The sequence below is a fragment of the Hymenobacter pini genome, from assembly GCF_020421205.1.
Lineage (GTDB): Bacteria > Bacteroidota > Bacteroidia > Cytophagales > Hymenobacteraceae > Hymenobacter > Hymenobacter pini.
This window is the reverse complement of record NZ_JAIZZH010000003.1, coordinates 14,136-28,820: the sequence shown is the minus strand read 5'-3', so window position 1 is coordinate 28,820 and position 14,685 is coordinate 14,136. Positions and strand designations below refer to the sequence as shown.

Here is a 14,685-nt window from a genome sequence, read left to right as displayed (position 1 = left end):
GGAAAGTTCGGGTAATCAAGGGCTGGCAGGTTGCAGCCAGCCCGGGGCAAGTTATCTCAAGTGGAGCGAAAGGGCCAGGCCGGCCGTAGGAGTGGCAGTGGTAGTCGGCAATATAGCCGGCTCCAGCCGCAGGCTCAGGTCGTCGCTGATATCAAAATCACGCAGGTGGGCGGCTACTAAGGCATCCAAGATGGTAACACCATACAATAGTGCGTTGTAGGCAATAAATGTATCCCGGTTGCGGCGGTAGAAAACGATGCCACGCTGAATATTCTCAACGCTTCGCTCTTTTTTCACTTGGTCGCCCGCGCCCGGCAGTTCATTAATAGGGGTTTTGCCTTGAGCTGCCAGATACAAGTCACGCCCTTTGATGTATTCCTTGTAACGGCTTTGGTAATGAACTAGTCCGTACCCTGTGGCGCCCAGGCCGCCATATACCAGTGGCAGCTTCCAATATTGATGGTTGTATATCTGCCCTGCTCCCGGAAGCACCAAGGCCAGTAGCGCGGCTTTCTTGGGCCGGGTTACGCGCCAACCGAACAGCTTTTCCGTGCGGCGTAGCGAGTCGGCTACGGTGTTAGTCGCCACCCGCGAGGAATCAGGACCCGCCGTAACGGTTTGGGCCCGGCTTGCCCGGCTGCTCAGCAGCAAAATGCAGAGCAGAACAACGGGAAGAATACGAATAGATGCCATAGCTAAAGAAAGAAAGAGGCGGAACGAGGTTCCGCCTTTCCGTAGTATCTAGGCTGGTTGCAGAATGTGCAGGATGCGCTGCATGTCTTCTACTGAATCAAAGGCTATTTTGATTTCGCCTTTACCCTGGGGGCCGGGTTTCACCAGTACCCGGCTACCGAACCGCTCCGAGAGGTGACGCTCGGCGCGTTTGAGCTCGGCCGGTGGCACTACCGGCGTAGCGGGCTGCTGGGGCTTCTTCTCGGTTTCGGCCGCGCCGCCGTTGCGCACCAGCTGCTCCACGCGCCGCACCGACATATCCTCGGCCACGATGCGCCGGAATAAGGCCAGTTGCTGGTCGATGCTGTCGATGTTGATGAGGGCGCGGGCGTGGCCCATGCTAATTACACTGTCGCGCAGGCCAATCTGAATATCGGGCGGGAGCTTGAGCAGGCGCAGGTAGTTGGTTACCGTAGAGCGGTTTTTACCTACCCGGTCGCCCAATTCTTCCTGTTTCAGGTTACACTCGCTTACCAGGCGCTGGTAGCTGAGGGCAATTTCAATAGCGTTGAGATTTTCGCGCTGGATGTTCTCAATCAGGGCCATTTCCAGCATCTGCTGGTCGTCGGCCTTGCGGATATACGCCGGAATGGACTCCAGGCCCGCCAGCTTAGACGCCTGCAAACGCCGCTCCCCGCTGATGAGCTGGTAGGAGTTGGTGCCGGTTTGACGCACCGTTACGGGCTGAATGATGCCTTGAATCTTGATGCTTTCAGCCAGTTCCTGCAGCGCATCCTGGTCGAAGTGGGTGCGGGGCTGATAAGGGTTGGCCTGAATTTGGCCCACCGGAATCAGGCCCACGGAGTTTACGGGGTGAGGCACCAGGCCCAGCCGTTCGCTCTTCTTCTCGTAGCTGCCTTCAATCAGGGCATTTAGTCCTCGGCCCAGCCCGCCAATCTTGCGCTTGGGCGCCGCCGCAGCTGCCGCCGGAATATTCTTCTCTTCGTTTTTCTCAGACATACCTGCAAGCCGCTCGCATCAGTACCGTAAGGATGAGAGCCGGATTCAAAAATACACAAACGCCCGGGATGCCGCCGAATTTTGTTCCACGTAAATAAAAAATCGTGGAACATAGTGAGCCCTAATGCATACCAGCCAACGTAGGCGCTGCTATAATGGAGTAGTGGGTGAGGGCAGCGAACAAAAAAGGCCGGCGAAATTCGCCGGCCTTACTGTTCTACGCTGCAGTGTCCTCGGTGGCCTGCTCCGGCTCACCGGCGGCCTCAATGTTCTTCTCCACTATCTCCCGAGCCAAGTTGAGGTAGCTCAGGCTGCCTTTGCTTTCGGCATCGTGCAGGATAACCGGAATACCAAAGCTCGGCGACTCCGACAGTTTTACGTTGCGGGGAATGATGGTATCGAACACCAGCTGCTGGAAGTGCAGCTTTACTTCCTCCACTACTTGGTTGCTTAGGCGCAGGCGCACGTCGTACATCGTGAGTAGGATGCCCTCAATTTCCAGCTCCTCGTTCAGGCGGCTCTGGATGATTTTGACGGTGTTGAGCAGCTTGCCCAAGCCTTCAAGCGCGAAGTACTCGCACTGCACTGGAATGATAACCGAGTGCGCAGCCGTGAGAGCATTCACCGTAATCAGGCCCAGCGACGGGGAACAGTCGATAATGATAAAGTCGTACTGATCGGCCAGGGGCCGCAGCGCATCCTTCATCTTCTCCTCCCGGTTGGGCAGATTGATCATCTCCACCTCAGCGCCTACCAGGTCAATGTGGGAGGGCATCAGGTCGAGGTGGGGGAGCAGGGTGGTTTGCAGGATGATATCCTGGGCGTTGATGCCATCCACCATGCACTCATAAATGCTGTTCTGAATGTCCTTCGGGTCGAAGCCTACGCCGGAGGTGGCGTTGGCCTGCGGGTCGGCATCCACGAGCAGGGTCCGATACTCCAGCGCCGCCAGGGAGGCCGCGAGGTTAATCGAGGAGGTGGTTTTGCCGACCCCACCCTTTTGGTTGGCTACCGCAATAATTTTGCCCATGTGGTTTGGAAGCTGTTGGCTACTAGCAGTGAGCTGTTAGCTTATCTCAATGTAATGCAAGAAAGGGAAAGAAGCCGTTGGTGCACGGCTTTGGTTATAGCGAAGCACTTTCGCCGATGGCCAGCAATACTAACTCTTTTCCGGCTTTCGTGGCCTTCTCTCTGGCCTTGTCGTGGTTGATGGCAATTACCGGGAAAGAATCGTAGTGCATGCCGATGATTTTGGTGGTCCCAACCCAATCGGCGGCTACCAGCGCATCGTCCACGCCCATGGTGTAATGGTCGCCGATGGGCAGGATGACCAGATCCAGCGTATACCGCTCCCCAATGAGTTTCATGTCGTAGGTAAGGGCCGTGTCGCCGGCGAAGTAGAAGGTTTTACCCTCAGCCTTCACAATATAGCCGGCGGCAACGCCCCCATACGAGCCATCGGGCAGGGAGCTGGAATGGGCGGCTGCTACCATGGTTACGCTACCGAAGGGCAGCTGCAGAGTGCCACCCAGGTTCATGCCCACGGTTTTCAGGCCCTTCTGCTCAAACCAGCCGGCTATTTCGGCAATGGCTACTACCTGCGCGCCGGTGCGTTTGCCAATTTCTTCAGCGTCGGCCACATGGTCGCCGTGGCCGTGGGTGATGAGGATATAGTCGGCGGCAATGGCGTCAACATCAACGTCTTTTGCCAGCGGGTTAGGCCGGATGAAGGGGTCGAAAAGCACTTTGCTGCCGCCGGCTTCCAGCAGGAAGCACGCGTGGCCGTAGTAAGTCAGCGTCATAGAAAACAGAGCGGAGCAGGTAGCCAGTGGGCTACAAACCCCGGATGGGATACCTTTGCAAATATACATTGTTTCGCCGTTCCCATGTTCCCGTTTTCGCGCCATATTGTTGGTTTTGCTCCGTTATTGCTTGGTTTGCTGGCGGCTTGTGCTGAGCAGGGGCCGGCTACCGACGCCCGCCGGGTATTCCGCTACAACCAGCCCGAAAGCCTGACTTCCCTGGACCCGGCCTTCGCCCGCAACCAGGCCAACACTTGGGCCGTGACCCAGCTCTATAACGGCTTGGTGGAACTCGACGACAGCCTCAAGCCCGGTCCCTCGGTGGCCCAGCGCTACGACATCAGCCCCGACGGCCGCCGCTACACCTTCACGCTCCGGCCCGATGTGCGCTTCCACGACTCGGAGGTGTTCCCCGGCGGCAAAGGGCGACGCGTCACGGCCCAGGATTTCGTGTACTCGTTCCGGCGGCTGCTGGACGGGGCCACGGCCAGCCCCGGTGGCTGGATTTTTCGGGGCAAGGTGCTGGAGAAGGCCGACGGAGAGCCTTCGGATACCTGCTTCGTGGCCGTGAATGACTCCACGCTGCGCATTCATCTGCAGGAACCGTTTATCCCGTTCTTAGGGATTCTGACGATGCCCTACGCCTACGTGGTGCCGCGGGAGGCGGTGCAGAAGTGGGGCAAGGACTTCCGGGAACACCCGGTGGGCACGGGTCCGTTCCGGTTCAAGGAGTGGGACGAGGGCAACGCCATCATCTACCACCGCAACCCCACCTACTGGAAAACGGACGCCCGGGGCCAGCGGCTGCCCTACCTGGATGCCGTGCAGATCAGCTTTATCCAGGACCGCAAAACGGAGTTCCTGACCTTTATGCAGGGCAAGCTGGATTTCCTGAGCGGTATCCGCTCGGGCTCCCGCGACCTGATCATGTACCCCGACGGCACCGTGCGCGAGGATTTCAAGGGCAAGTTCCGGCTGCAGAAGGTGCCCTACCTGAACACCGAGTACCTGGGCATGCAGCAGGACCTCACCAATCTGCGCGGCGACAACCTCACGACCGGCAAAGCCCTGCAGGACAAGCGCGTGCGCCAGGCCCTGAACTACGCCCTCAACAAGCCCGAGTTTCTGGCCTACTTCCTGAACAACGTGGGCAAGCCCGGCAACTCGGGCTTTGTGCCGGCCTCGCTGCCCTCGTTCAGCGCCGAAAAGGTGCCCGGCTACACCTACCAGCCCGAAAAGGCCCGGCAGCTGCTGCGCGCCGCCGGCTACGGCCCCGGCAAGCCCCTGCGCCTGCGCCTGAACACGGTGGCCGAGAGCAAGGAGTTCTGTGAGTACTACCAGAAAAAGTGGGCCGAAGTGGGCGTACAGGTGGAAATTGACGTGAACCAGGGCGCGGCCCACGGCGAAATGATTGACAACGGCCGCGCCGCCTTCTTCACTCGCAGCTGGCTGGGCGACTACCCCGACGCCGAAAACTACCTGGCCCTGTTCTACAGCCCCAACTTCGCCCCGGCCGGCCCCAACAAAACCCACTTCAAGCGCCCCGCCTACGACCAGCTCTATCAGCAGGCCAAGCTGGAGCAGGACGCCGACAAACGTTACGCCCTCTACCAGCAAATGGACCGCCTGGTAACCGAGGAGTGCCCGGTCATTGCCGTGTACTACGACGAAGTAGTGCGCCTCACCCAGAACAACGTGCAGGGCCTCACCCCCAACCCCATGAACCAGCTGGTGCTGGAGCGGGTGAAGAAACAGTAACCGTCATTGCGACGAGGCACGACGAAGCAATCCTTCCTTCACCCTGCCCTACACCCAGAAGTAATAGAAAGCCCCTGACGTCCGTGCTGGCGCCAGGGGCTTTCTATTACTTCTGGGTGTAGGGCAGGGTGAAGGAAGGATTGCTTCGCTCTGCTCGCAATGACAACTACGGGTTCGTGCTCCACATGCCGGCTTCTTTAATGAAGATGCGGCGGTTGAGTTTGAGCTGGCTGACGATGATTTCGGCAATGTCCTCGGGCTGCATCACCTTGTCGGGGTTGCCGTCGGTGAGGTTGTTGCTCACGGCCAGCTCGGTGGCGACGGTGCTGGGCGTGAGGGCCGAAACGCGGATGTTCTGCTTGCGCACCTCCTGCATCAGGGACTCGGTGAAGCCCAGCAGGCCGAATTTGGAGGCGCTGTAGGCGCTGGTGGTGGCAGCGCCGCGCTGGCCGGCGGTGCTGGCCACGTTGATGATGTCGCCGGTCTGACGCTCCAGCATCTGGGGCAGCACGGCGCGCGTCACGTAATACGCGCCCAGCAGGTTCACCCGGATAATGTTTTCCCACTCCTCGGGGTCCATGTCCACCACCTTAGCGAAGGTGCCAATCCCGGCGTTGTTGATGAGAATATCAATAGTGCCGAGCTGGCCGAGGGCCTGCTGCACGGCGGCTTCCACGGCGGCGCGGTCGGCTACGTTGGCGGTAACCACCACGGCCTGGCCGCCCTGGGCTTCAATTTCGCGGGCTACGTCCTGCAGCTGCGTTTCGGTGCGGGCCAGCAGGGCCACGCGCGCGCCTTCTTTGGCCAGAGCCACGGCCACGGCCCGGCCAATGCCTTTGCCGGCGCCCGTTACCAGGGCCGTTTTGCCAGTCAGATTTTCCATGAGTTGGGGTAAGTTGAATAGGAGAGTGGGTATAACCGGATTTCCCGGGAAAGGTTAGAGCCGTCATTCCGACCGCAGGGAGGAATCTGGGTCAACGTATTCAGATAGTAAACTCAGATTCCTCCCTGCGGTCGGAATGACAGCCACGTGCAAAACCTGCTTATCTTTCTCCCCCTGGATATACTTCTCCTTTTCCCATGAAAAAACTTGCCCTCACCGGTCTGCTGGCCGGGGCACTGCTGGCCGGCTGCAACCAGCAAAAAAACACCGCCGAAACCGGCGCGGCCACCGAAACCAACCTGGCCGACGTGAAAGACCTGCCCACCCTGTTCGACGCCTACTGGGAAGAAAACGCCCGGCTGTTCCCGCTGGAAGCCACCACCCAGGGCGACAACCGCTACAACGACCAGCTGCCCAACGACGGCACCAAGGCCTTCCGCAACAAGCTCCAAAGCTTCTACCAGCGCTACCTCGACGGCCTGCATAAGTTCAACCGGGAGGAGCTGACGGCCAACGATAAAATCAGCTACGACATCTTCGAATACGACCTGCAGAACAAGCTGGAAGGCCTGAAGCTGAATACCTGGATGATTCCGTTTCAGCAGTTCTGGGGCCTGCCCATCAGCATGGGGCAGTATGGCTCCGGCGAAGGAGTGCAGCCCTTCAAAACGGCCAAGGATTACGACAACTGGCTGGGCCGCGTAAAAGGCTTTTCGGTGTGGGCCGATACGGCCATCAGTAACTTCCGCCAGGGCATGAAGGCCGGCGTGGTGCTGCCCAAGGCACTGGTGGTGAAGATGATTCCGCAGATGCGGGCCATGGAAACCCAGGATGCCACCAAGAGCCTGTTCTACGGCCCCATCAATAAGCTGCCCGCGGGCCTGAGCGACGCCGAGAAGCAGCGCATCACGGCCGCCTACCAGAAGGCCATTCTGGAGGAGCTGGTGCCCACCTACAAAAAGCTCGGCGACTTCCTGGAGCAGGAATACCTGCTCAAAGCCCGCCCCAGCACCGGCATTTCGGCCATTCCTGGCGGCCCGGAAATCTACAAGTACTACGTGAAAACGTGGACGACCACCGACAAAACGCCGGAGGAAATCTACCAGACCGGCCAGAAGGAAGTGGCCCGCATCCGGCAGGAAATGGAGAAGGTGAAAGCGCAGGTGGGCTTTAAGGGCGACCTGAAGGCCTTCTTCGCCTCCCTGAAAACCGACCCCAAGCTGATGCCCTACAAAACGCCCGAGGAAGTACTGGGCGCTTTCCGGGCCATTCAGGCCAAAATGCAGCCCAACCTGAAAAAGATGTTCGGGCGCACGCCTAAAACTCCCTTCGAGATTCGCCAGACGGAAGCCTTCCGGGCGGCCTCGGCCTCGGCCGAGTACAACCAGGGCAGCCCCGACGGCTCCCGCCCCGGTATCTTCTACATCCCCATTCTGGACGCCACCAAGTTCAACGTTACTTCGGGCATGGAGTCGTTGTTCCTGCACGAGGCCATTCCGGGCCACCACTACCAGATTTCTCTGCAGCAGGAAAACACCGAGCTGCCCAAGTTCCGGCGCTTTGCCTGGTACGGGGCTATGGGTGAAGGCTGGGCCCTCTACACCGAGAGCCTGGGTAAGGAGCTGGGCCTCTACACCGACCCCTACCAGTACATGGGCGCGCTGGGCGACGAGATGCACCGCGCCGTGCGCCTGGTGGTGGACGTGGGTATGCACTCCAAAAACATGACCCGCGAGCAGGCCATTCAGTACATGCTCGATAACGAGGCCATCAGCGAAGAGGGCGCCACCGCCGAAATTGAGCGGTACATGGCCATTCCGGGCCAGGCCCTGAGCTACAAAATCGGGGCCCTGAAAATCCGGGAGCTGCGCCAGAAATACGAGCAGCAGCTAGGGGCCCACTCCGATAAGCTACGCGAGAAGTATGCCGGCCAGAACCGCAGCCATTTCCGCATCAGCGACTTCCACGATGAGCTGCTGAAGGATGGCGTAATGCCCTTGGCTGTACTGGAGCGCAAGATGGACGCTTGGGCAGCTACGCAGAAATAATACGGAGCCGTTTACTGACTTCTTGGAAAAGGTCCGCAGCCTTGTGTTGCGGGCCTTTTTTGTTGCGGATTTAGCCCTTTGTAGGAGCTCAACCGTTTAACGAAGAAACTTGTAAACGCCTCTTCCCTGACTTAAATATGAGCAAACATCAATGGCAAACGGTTGGGCTGGGTGCTTTGGCCGGGTTCCGGAGCATGACGGCCCCAGCGCTGCTCAGCAGCAACCTGCTTACCTATCATCCGCGGGCCCTGGCGGGCTCCCCGCTTCGGCTGCTGCAAAAGCCCCTGGTAGCGCACGGCCTGAAACTGCTAGCCGCCGGCGAAGCAGTGGGCGACAAGCTGCCGCAGGCTCCCGACCGTATCGACGCAACGCCGCTGTTGGGTCGGGCCGCTGCCGGGGCGCTGGTAGGAGCCACGCTCTACCGCATCAACCACGACAACCAGTGGCGCGGTGCCCTGCTCGGCGGGCTGGCGGCCGTGGCGGGTACTTATCTCAGCTTTTTCCTGCGTAAGAAGGCCACTGAGGAATCCGGCTTACCGAGTAGCTTGGTGGGTGGTTTGGAGGATTTGCTCACGCTAGGCTCCGGGCTGGCGCTTACCAAAGGAACCCACGCCGGTGAGCCGGAACCAAAACGCTGGGCATTGTAGAAAGTAAGGAATCAGTCAGCTGCATCTAGCAGAAAAGGCCATTCGATACGTATCGAATGGCCTTTTTTACTGTATTTAAAACCGGAAAGCTTATTGCTCGCGAGTCGAGGCGTTGCCTTCCGCAGAGTTGGATGGCATGGTGGTGGCAGGTGAGCTAGGGCTGTTTGGCGTGCCTTCCAGCGCGGCATCCGTAGAGGTTTTTTGGTCGGCCGCCGAGCCGGTACCGATGGGCGTGTGCGCCTCTTCCCCGTTGCTGATGCTGTCGAGGTTGGTTTCGGTAGCACGGGCCTTTGGAGCGTTGGTGAAGTCCTGGCTGGCTTGGGGGTCTTTGCCGGGGGTATTATTATAGTCGCAGGCCGAAAAAGCCGTGGTGAGGGCCGCAGCCAGTGCGAAGGTGAGAAGGCGTTTCATTGTGCAAGGAGTAGGAATGAGTAGGCTTTTGCAGACAAACGTACCCAACTGGCTTGCGGTTACGCGCCGGCTTGGGGCGCCGGGTTTCGCCTCTACATTTGAGCCATGCCTACACCTGCCGTTATGAACTGGAGCGGGGGCAAAGACTCGGCCCTGGCCCTGTACCACGCCCTGCGCAACCCCGCCCTAACCGTTACCGATCTGCTTACCAGTGTAAACGCGCATTACGGCCGCGTATCCATGCATGGGGTGCGGGTAGAGCTGCTGGAAGCGCAAGCGGGCCGGATTGGGCTGCCCCTCACCAAGCTGGAGCTACCCGAAATGCCCGATATGGCCGAGTACGAAACCCGGATGCGGGCTACGCTGGCCCCGTTACTGGCCCGGGAAGTGCAAGCCGGCATCTTCGGGGATATTTACCTGGAAGACCTGCGCCAATACCGCGAAAAGCAGCTGGCCCAGGTAGGGCTGGAGGCCATATTTCCGCTCTGGCAACGGCCCAATGCCGAGCTACTACACGAGTATCTGGAGCTGGGCTTTCGGGCCGTGGTGGTGTGCGTGAATGAGAAATACCTCGACCAAAGCTTCTGCGGGCGGGAGCTAGATGCCGAGTTCCTGCGCGACCTGCCGCCCGGCGTAGACAGCTGCGGCGAAAACGGCGAGTACCACAGCTTCGTGTACGACGCGCCTTATTTCAGCGGCCCCATCCCGTTTGAGCGGGGCGACATCGTGCGCCGAACGTACGCCGCCCCCACTAGCAGCAGTACTGTGTGCACCCCTGATGATAGTGCGGAAGCCCAACCTAAACCCTTTGATACCGGCTTCTGGTACTGCGACCTGCTACCCGTGGCTGAAACGGCTTCCTGAAACATTTGGAGTGGTTTGGCAGTCCCTATACCAGTTCCAACTCACTCGCTTATGCCCGATGCGTCGGCCATTATTCTCTTCGATGGGGTATGCAACCTGTGCAACGGGTTTGTGCAGTTCATCATCCGCCACGATGCGGCTGGCCGGTTTCGGTTTGCGGCCTTGCAGTCCGAAGAGGGGCAGGCAATATTGCGGCAATACCAGCTGCCCACGCCCACCGAGCCCGACTCCGTAGTGCTGGTGATGGGGGGGCAGGCCTACACGCACTCGGCCGCGGCGCTGCACATTCTGCGTGGGCTGGGTGGTGGCTGGTGGTGGCTGGCCGGGCTGGGGCTGCTGGTGCCGCGCCGGTTGCGGGATGCCGTATACCGGCTTATTGCCCGGCACCGATACCGCTGGTTTGGCCGGCAGGAGGCCTGCTGGCTACCCACCCCTGAGCTCCGGGCTCGGTTTCTATAGACTTTCTACTTTCTCTCACCTTTCCCCCACAGCATGCACGCTCTCGTTCTGGCTGGTATCGATCAGCCCGCCGTTTTACAGGAAGTTCCCACCCCTCAGCCTGGCCCCGGCCAAGTGCAGGTGCTCCTCCAGGCCGCCGCCCTCAACCACCGCGACGTCTGGATTCAGAAGGGGCAGTACGCCGGGCTGAAGTTTCCGATCATCCTAGGGTCCGATGGGGCCGGCGTGGTAACGGCCCTGGGGGCCGGCGTAGATGCCAGCTTACTTGAACAGGCCGTCATCATCAACCCCGGCCACCACTGGGGCTCCAATCCCGCCGCCCAGGGCCGCGAGTTCCAGATTCTGGGGCTACCCCAGGATGGCACGTTTGCCGAGTACGTGTGCGTGCCGGCCGAGTACGTGCGAGCCAAACCCGAATACCTGAGCTTTGAGGCGGCGGCTACGTTGCCATTGGGCGGCCTTACCGCGTACCGGGCCCTTTTCACGCGGGCCAATTTGCAGGCTGGTGAGCGGGTGCTGATTAGCGGGGTAGGAGGCGGTGTAGCCCTGTTGGCGCTGCAAATGGCCGTGGCAGTAGGAGCCGAGGTATGGGTAACCTCCAACTCGGAAGAGAAAATCAACCGAGCTGTAGAGCTAGGCGCAAAAGGCGGCATCAGCTATAAAGCCGAGAAGTGGCCGGCCACGCTCACCAAGCAAATCGGCGGCGGCTTTGATGTGGTGCTAGACAGCGCCGCCGGCCCCGGCTTCAACGACCTGATAGACGCCGCCAACCCCGGCGGGCGCATTGTGTTCTATGGTGCCACCCACGGCGACATTCCTGAGCTGGCCGCGCGCAAGGTGTTCTGGAAGCAACTTTCTCTGCTGGGTTCCACCATGGGCACGCCCCAGGATTTTACGGGTATGGTCAACCTGTTTGAGCAACACCACATCCAGCCCGTTATCGACGAAACCTTCCCGCTGGCTGACGGCGAACAGGCGCTGCGTCGGATGGCTGATGGCTTACAGTTTGGGAAGCTGGTGCTAAAAATACGGGAGTAAGTTTTCTGCGTTTTTAGCGGTAAAAAGCAAAAAAGTGGGACCAGTTTTGGAATCTTAGGAGTGCTAATATCGTTAGCTTTATAACGAACAAAACGCTAACTTGCTGCTCCTATGAAGACGCCCGCTGAATATCTTGCCTGTCCGGTTTTTGAGCTGTCGTACCCCACCGGTGAAGCAGCCGAATCGGTGCCCGTTGTAGCGTACGACGACGCCCTGCGCGCCGTAGAAGCCGCCTTGGCCGACGCTGAGAAATATAAGTACCTGCTGATGCGGGCCCTGCGCCGGAGTGGTTCAGCCCAACAGTACCCGCCGGTACCTGCTACTCCTGAAGCGCCGGTTGTGCCTCTATATGCGCCCACCGAAATAGCGGCTTAACGGCCCGTATACTAGCAAAGCCGCTGGTTTATTGCCTACCGTATCGGGCAACAAACCAGCGGCTTTTGTATGCGTGCTACAGAGTGGCTTGGTGCCGAAGCCGCTTGCCTAGCTCCGCCGCCAATACCACTGCCTGCTCTCGTAGCTCCGGCACAGCTGTTGATTCAAAGAAAGCAGGCCGGCGGCTGGGTCCCAGAGTAAATAATACTTCAGAGGCGTGTCCTTGTGCGTGTAGTAACGCTCCGTGTTCGTCGGTCTGGATGCCCAGATGCAGCGGATCAGGCTGTAGGTGTCCTGTTTCCCGCAGTCCTACTACTAGTGGCTCCCGGATGCGGCTATAGTCAAGCAGCGGCCCAGTGCAGGTAATAACGTGCCGGGCCATTAGTTGCCGCGGCGGCTCTTGGCCCTTCTGCACTGTAACCCGCAGGTTGTTCGTCATGGGCGTAATGTCCCGTACCCGGCCAATTTCCGGTTTCACCTGCCCGGTGCGCAGCATTTCGCCAATGGTAGCAGCATTCTGAGGCGGGCTCCGGTGCCGTACTACCGACCAAATGCCGGCCAGATGCCGCAGAAACCGAGCCTGCTCCAGTAGCGGCCAGCCAGCCCATATAGCTCCCAGATGCGGCCGCAGCGTATCCAGCACAGTACGCCAGTTAATGCCCTGTGCTTCCGCTGTGCGCACATGTTTCCTGACTACTTGCAGCACCGCCAATACGGTGTCAGTCCCCTGCAGCTCGGTAGCGTAAAAATCGGGGTAGCTTGCCTCCTGAAACGCATGCGCCGCCGGCCAGCGCCCATGCCCCGATACGGTCGTAACGGTACCCTGGTGCCCGTCGGTACGTAGGCCCAGTAATACATCAATGGCCGTTAGGCCCGTCCCAATCAGCAGTACCGAGTCATGAGTGCCAATATTGCGGAGTGCACTCTGAGCCCAGGGGTTGCCGTGGTAATTGGCATGGTCCAGGTATTCGGTGCTGCGGGTAGTAGGTGGCGGGGGCGGAAAATTGCCCAGGGCCAGCACTACATAGTGGCTGGGGAGTTCGGTACCATCGAGTAGCTGTACGGTAGCGCCTGAACCATCAGGATGCACTTCTACGCTTTTAGCTGCCTGGTTGTGCCAGGTAAAGCGAAATCCATTTAAAGAAGGCCACTCCAATACTTGGCTCACCAGTTGCTGCATATAGCGGCCGTAGCTCTGGCGCGAGCAAAAGCCTTGCTGGCATATTTCAGGACTGGTAACTCGAAGCCAATTCTGAAAGTGGTCGGGCTGATCGGGAAAGGCGCTCAGAAACTGGCTACGCACATTCAGCAGGTACTCGGGCCGGCGGGCGGTATAGGCTAATCCAGGGCCCGGTACAGGCCGGGGCTCCACCAAATGCACGTCGCAGTCATACGGAAGGTCGCCGGAAAGCCGGGCCAGCTGCACTGCCAGCATCGAGCCTGAAAATCCACCGCCGATAATCGTTATGCTTTTGCGTTGCACCAGCTGAATGTGTGAAAGAACCTGCGAGTAAATTACTCTGGAAAAAATGATATAAAAATTAATTTTTGCTATATAAATGAAAAGTAACATCCGGCATAAATGTCTATTTGCGCATTGGGTTAGCGGTAAGCGCCTGACTACCAATCAATAGAAAAGGCCTCTTGACATTTTTGTCAAGAGGCCTTTTCTATTGATTAATCTGGAATAAATCCTGCCAGATGGTAGCGAAATGCTATGAGGCTAGTAATACTGCCCGGATACCAGATAATTCTGCACATAGTCCGTCACGCCATCTTCCAGCTTGGTGAACGGCCGCTCGTAGCCAATAGCGCGTAGTTTGCTCATATCGGCTTCCGTGAAATATTGGTAGGTGTCCCGGATGTCCTCCGGCGTGTCGCGGAAGCGGATATCGGCCGTTTGGCCCAGGGCCGCAAAGGTGCTGAGTGTGAGGTCGAGGAAGGTTCGGGCTTCCCCGGTGCCCAGATTGTAGATGCCGGAGTGCTGACGCGTCTGCATCAGGAACATGCACACTTCCACCACGTCCTTCACGTACACAAAGTCGCGCTTTTGTTCGCCGTCGGCAAAATCAGGGTTGTGGGAGCGGAACAGCGTCATGGAGCCGGTTTCCTGAATCTGGCGGAAGGCGTGCAGAATCACGGAAGCCATGCGGCCCTTGTGGTATTCGTTGGGGCCGTACACGTTGAAAAACTTCAGGCCCGCCCAGAAAAACGGTTTTTCCGGCTGCTGAATGGCCCAGTTGTCGAAGTCGTTCTTGGAGTCGCCGTAGGGGTTCAGGGGCTTGAGCAGGGGCAGCAGGGCGTCGTCATCGGAGTAGCCCAGGGAGCCGGAGCCGTACGTGGCGGCCGAGGAGGCGTACACCAGCGGCAACTGATACCGCACACAGGCCTGCCACATCTTCTGCGAGTATTCCAGGTTCAGCGTGTTGAGCACGTCCCGGTTCTGCTCCGTCGTGTCGGTGCGGGCGCCCAGGTGGAAAATGAATTCTACCTGCTCATGATGCTGCTCCAGCCACTCAAAAAACTCCTCCCGATCCACGTATTCCCGTAGATGCTTGCCCTTCAGATTGGCCAGCTTACGCTCGTTGGTGAAGTTATCCACCACCACGATATCGTTGAAATTGGCGGCATTGAGGCGGGTGACAAGACAGCTGGCAATAAAGCCGGCGGCTCCGGTTACAACAATCATAGGACAGAAATTTGGGCCA

15 protein-coding genes are annotated in these 14,685 nt (G+C 59.0%); 7 read left to right on the top strand and 8 right to left on the bottom strand.

From position 1 onward, the window contains the following. Positions 1-51: 51 nt before the first annotated feature. The 4 genes from LF252_RS11420 to LF252_RS11405 form a co-directional block, all read right to left on the bottom strand. Entirely contained in the window at positions 52-693 is a 642-nt protein-coding gene (locus tag LF252_RS11420; RefSeq protein ID WP_226269726.1) for a DUF5683 domain-containing protein, read from the bottom strand. A gap of 48 nt (positions 694-741) precedes the next feature. Continuing rightward, the gene (locus tag LF252_RS11415) at positions 742-1,692 is read right to left on the bottom strand and encodes a ParB/RepB/Spo0J family partition protein (protein ID WP_226269725.1); all 951 of its coding nucleotides are present in this window, start codon (positions 1,690-1,692) and stop codon (positions 742-744) included. Positions 1,693-1,909: 217 nt separating this feature from the next. Next, a complete protein-coding gene (locus tag LF252_RS11410; protein WP_226269724.1) occupies positions 1,910-2,722 on the bottom strand; it encodes a ParA family protein in 813 nt (270 codons plus the stop codon). A gap of 94 nt (positions 2,723-2,816) precedes the next feature. After that, the gene (locus LF252_RS11405) at positions 2,817-3,494 is read right to left on the bottom strand and encodes a metal-dependent hydrolase (RefSeq protein WP_226269723.1); all 678 of its coding nucleotides are present in this window, start codon (positions 3,492-3,494) and stop codon (positions 2,817-2,819) included. A gap of 84 nt (positions 3,495-3,578) precedes the next feature. Here LF252_RS11405 and LF252_RS11400 point away from each other — a divergent pair, with 84 nt between their 5' ends. After that, positions 3,579-5,252, top strand: coding sequence for an ABC transporter substrate-binding protein (locus tag LF252_RS11400; protein WP_226269722.1), 1,674 nt, complete (start codon positions 3,579-3,581; stop codon positions 5,250-5,252). A 166-nt stretch (positions 5,253-5,418) separates the two neighbouring features. On the opposite strand, the gene LF252_RS11395 is transcribed toward LF252_RS11400, so the two are convergent. Then, a complete protein-coding gene (locus tag LF252_RS11395; RefSeq protein WP_226269721.1) occupies positions 5,419-6,135 on the bottom strand; it encodes a 3-ketoacyl-ACP reductase in 717 nt (238 codons plus the stop codon). Between the two features lie 197 nt (positions 6,136-6,332). Between LF252_RS11395 and LF252_RS11390 the strand changes: the two genes are divergently transcribed. Together LF252_RS11390 and LF252_RS11385 are read left to right on the top strand one after the other, a co-directional pair. Then, positions 6,333-8,183: a DUF885 domain-containing protein gene (locus tag LF252_RS11390; RefSeq protein WP_226269720.1), complete on the top strand. Its 1,851-nt coding sequence runs from the start codon at positions 6,333-6,335 to the stop codon at positions 8,181-8,183. Positions 8,184-8,320: 137 nt separating this feature from the next. After that, positions 8,321-8,830: a DUF4126 family protein gene (locus tag LF252_RS11385; RefSeq protein ID WP_226269719.1), complete on the top strand. Its 510-nt coding sequence runs from the start codon at positions 8,321-8,323 to the stop codon at positions 8,828-8,830. A gap of 90 nt (positions 8,831-8,920) precedes the next feature. On the opposite strand, the gene LF252_RS11380 is transcribed toward LF252_RS11385, so the two are convergent. Beyond that, positions 8,921-9,241: a hypothetical protein gene (locus LF252_RS11380; RefSeq protein ID WP_226269718.1), complete on the bottom strand. Its 321-nt coding sequence runs from the start codon at positions 9,239-9,241 to the stop codon at positions 8,921-8,923. Positions 9,242-9,346: 105 nt separating this feature from the next. Here LF252_RS11380 and LF252_RS11375 point away from each other — a divergent pair, with 105 nt between their 5' ends. The 4 genes from LF252_RS11375 to LF252_RS11360 all read left to right on the top strand — a co-directional run bounded on the left by LF252_RS11375 (position 9,347) and on the right by LF252_RS11360 (position 11,977). Beyond that, positions 9,347-10,105, top strand: coding sequence for a Dph6-related ATP pyrophosphatase (locus LF252_RS11375; protein ID WP_226269717.1), 759 nt, complete (start codon positions 9,347-9,349; stop codon positions 10,103-10,105). 51 nt (positions 10,106-10,156) lie between these two features. Further along, complete coding sequence (locus LF252_RS11370) at positions 10,157-10,564, top strand: thiol-disulfide oxidoreductase DCC family protein (protein ID WP_226269716.1); 408 nt, start codon at positions 10,157-10,159, stop codon at positions 10,562-10,564. A 33-nt stretch (positions 10,565-10,597) separates the two neighbouring features. Continuing rightward, positions 10,598-11,602 carry a zinc-binding dehydrogenase gene (locus LF252_RS11365; protein ID WP_226269715.1) on the top strand — a complete coding sequence of 335 codons (1,005 nt, stop codon included), beginning with the start codon at positions 10,598-10,600 and terminating at the stop codon, positions 11,600-11,602. A 111-nt stretch (positions 11,603-11,713) separates the two neighbouring features. After that, a complete protein-coding gene (locus tag LF252_RS11360; protein ID WP_226269714.1) occupies positions 11,714-11,977 on the top strand; it encodes a hypothetical protein in 264 nt (87 codons plus the stop codon). Positions 11,978-12,053: 76 nt separating this feature from the next. On the opposite strand, the gene LF252_RS11355 is transcribed toward LF252_RS11360, so the two are convergent. Both LF252_RS11355 and rfaD read right to left on the bottom strand, forming a co-directional pair. Then, positions 12,054-13,460 carry an FAD/NAD(P)-binding protein gene (locus LF252_RS11355; RefSeq protein WP_226269713.1) on the bottom strand — a complete coding sequence of 469 codons (1,407 nt, stop codon included), beginning with the start codon at positions 13,458-13,460 and terminating at the stop codon, positions 12,054-12,056. A 240-nt stretch (positions 13,461-13,700) separates the two neighbouring features. Then, the gene (rfaD, locus tag LF252_RS11350) at positions 13,701-14,666 is read right to left on the bottom strand and encodes an ADP-glyceromanno-heptose 6-epimerase (protein WP_226269712.1); all 966 of its coding nucleotides are present in this window, start codon (positions 14,664-14,666) and stop codon (positions 13,701-13,703) included. Between the last annotated feature and the right edge of the window lie 19 nt (positions 14,667-14,685).

Excerpts from the sequence above, each read along its gene's own strand:
- LF252_RS11420 (WP_226269726.1), bottom strand. The coding sequence starts at position 693 with ATGGCATCTATTCGTATTCTTCCCGTTGTTCTGCTCTGCATTTTGCTG.
- LF252_RS11415 (WP_226269725.1), bottom strand. The coding sequence starts at position 1,692 with ATGTCTGAGAAAAACGAAGAGAAGAATATTCCGGCGGCAGCTGCGGCG.
- LF252_RS11410 (WP_226269724.1), bottom strand. The coding sequence starts at position 2,722 with ATGGGCAAAATTATTGCGGTAGCCAACCAAAAGGGTGGGGTCGGCAAA.
- LF252_RS11405 (WP_226269723.1), bottom strand. The coding sequence starts at position 3,494 with ATGACGCTGACTTACTACGGCCACGCGTGCTTCCTGCTGGAAGCCGGC.
- LF252_RS11400 (WP_226269722.1), top strand. The coding sequence starts at position 3,579 with ATGTTCCCGTTTTCGCGCCATATTGTTGGTTTTGCTCCGTTATTGCTT.
- LF252_RS11395 (WP_226269721.1), bottom strand. The coding sequence starts at position 6,135 with ATGGAAAATCTGACTGGCAAAACGGCCCTGGTAACGGGCGCCGGCAAA.
- LF252_RS11390 (WP_226269720.1), top strand. The coding sequence starts at position 6,333 with ATGAAAAAACTTGCCCTCACCGGTCTGCTGGCCGGGGCACTGCTGGCC.
- LF252_RS11385 (WP_226269719.1), top strand. The coding sequence starts at position 8,321 with ATGAGCAAACATCAATGGCAAACGGTTGGGCTGGGTGCTTTGGCCGGG.
- LF252_RS11380 (WP_226269718.1), bottom strand. The coding sequence starts at position 9,241 with ATGAAACGCCTTCTCACCTTCGCACTGGCTGCGGCCCTCACCACGGCT.
- LF252_RS11375 (WP_226269717.1), top strand. The coding sequence starts at position 9,347 with ATGCCTACACCTGCCGTTATGAACTGGAGCGGGGGCAAAGACTCGGCC.
- LF252_RS11370 (WP_226269716.1), top strand. The coding sequence starts at position 10,157 with ATGCCCGATGCGTCGGCCATTATTCTCTTCGATGGGGTATGCAACCTG.
- LF252_RS11365 (WP_226269715.1), top strand. The coding sequence starts at position 10,598 with ATGCACGCTCTCGTTCTGGCTGGTATCGATCAGCCCGCCGTTTTACAG.
- LF252_RS11360 (WP_226269714.1), top strand. The coding sequence starts at position 11,714 with ATGAAGACGCCCGCTGAATATCTTGCCTGTCCGGTTTTTGAGCTGTCG.
- rfaD (WP_226269712.1), bottom strand. The coding sequence starts at position 14,666 with ATGATTGTTGTAACCGGAGCCGCCGGCTTTATTGCCAGCTGTCTTGTC.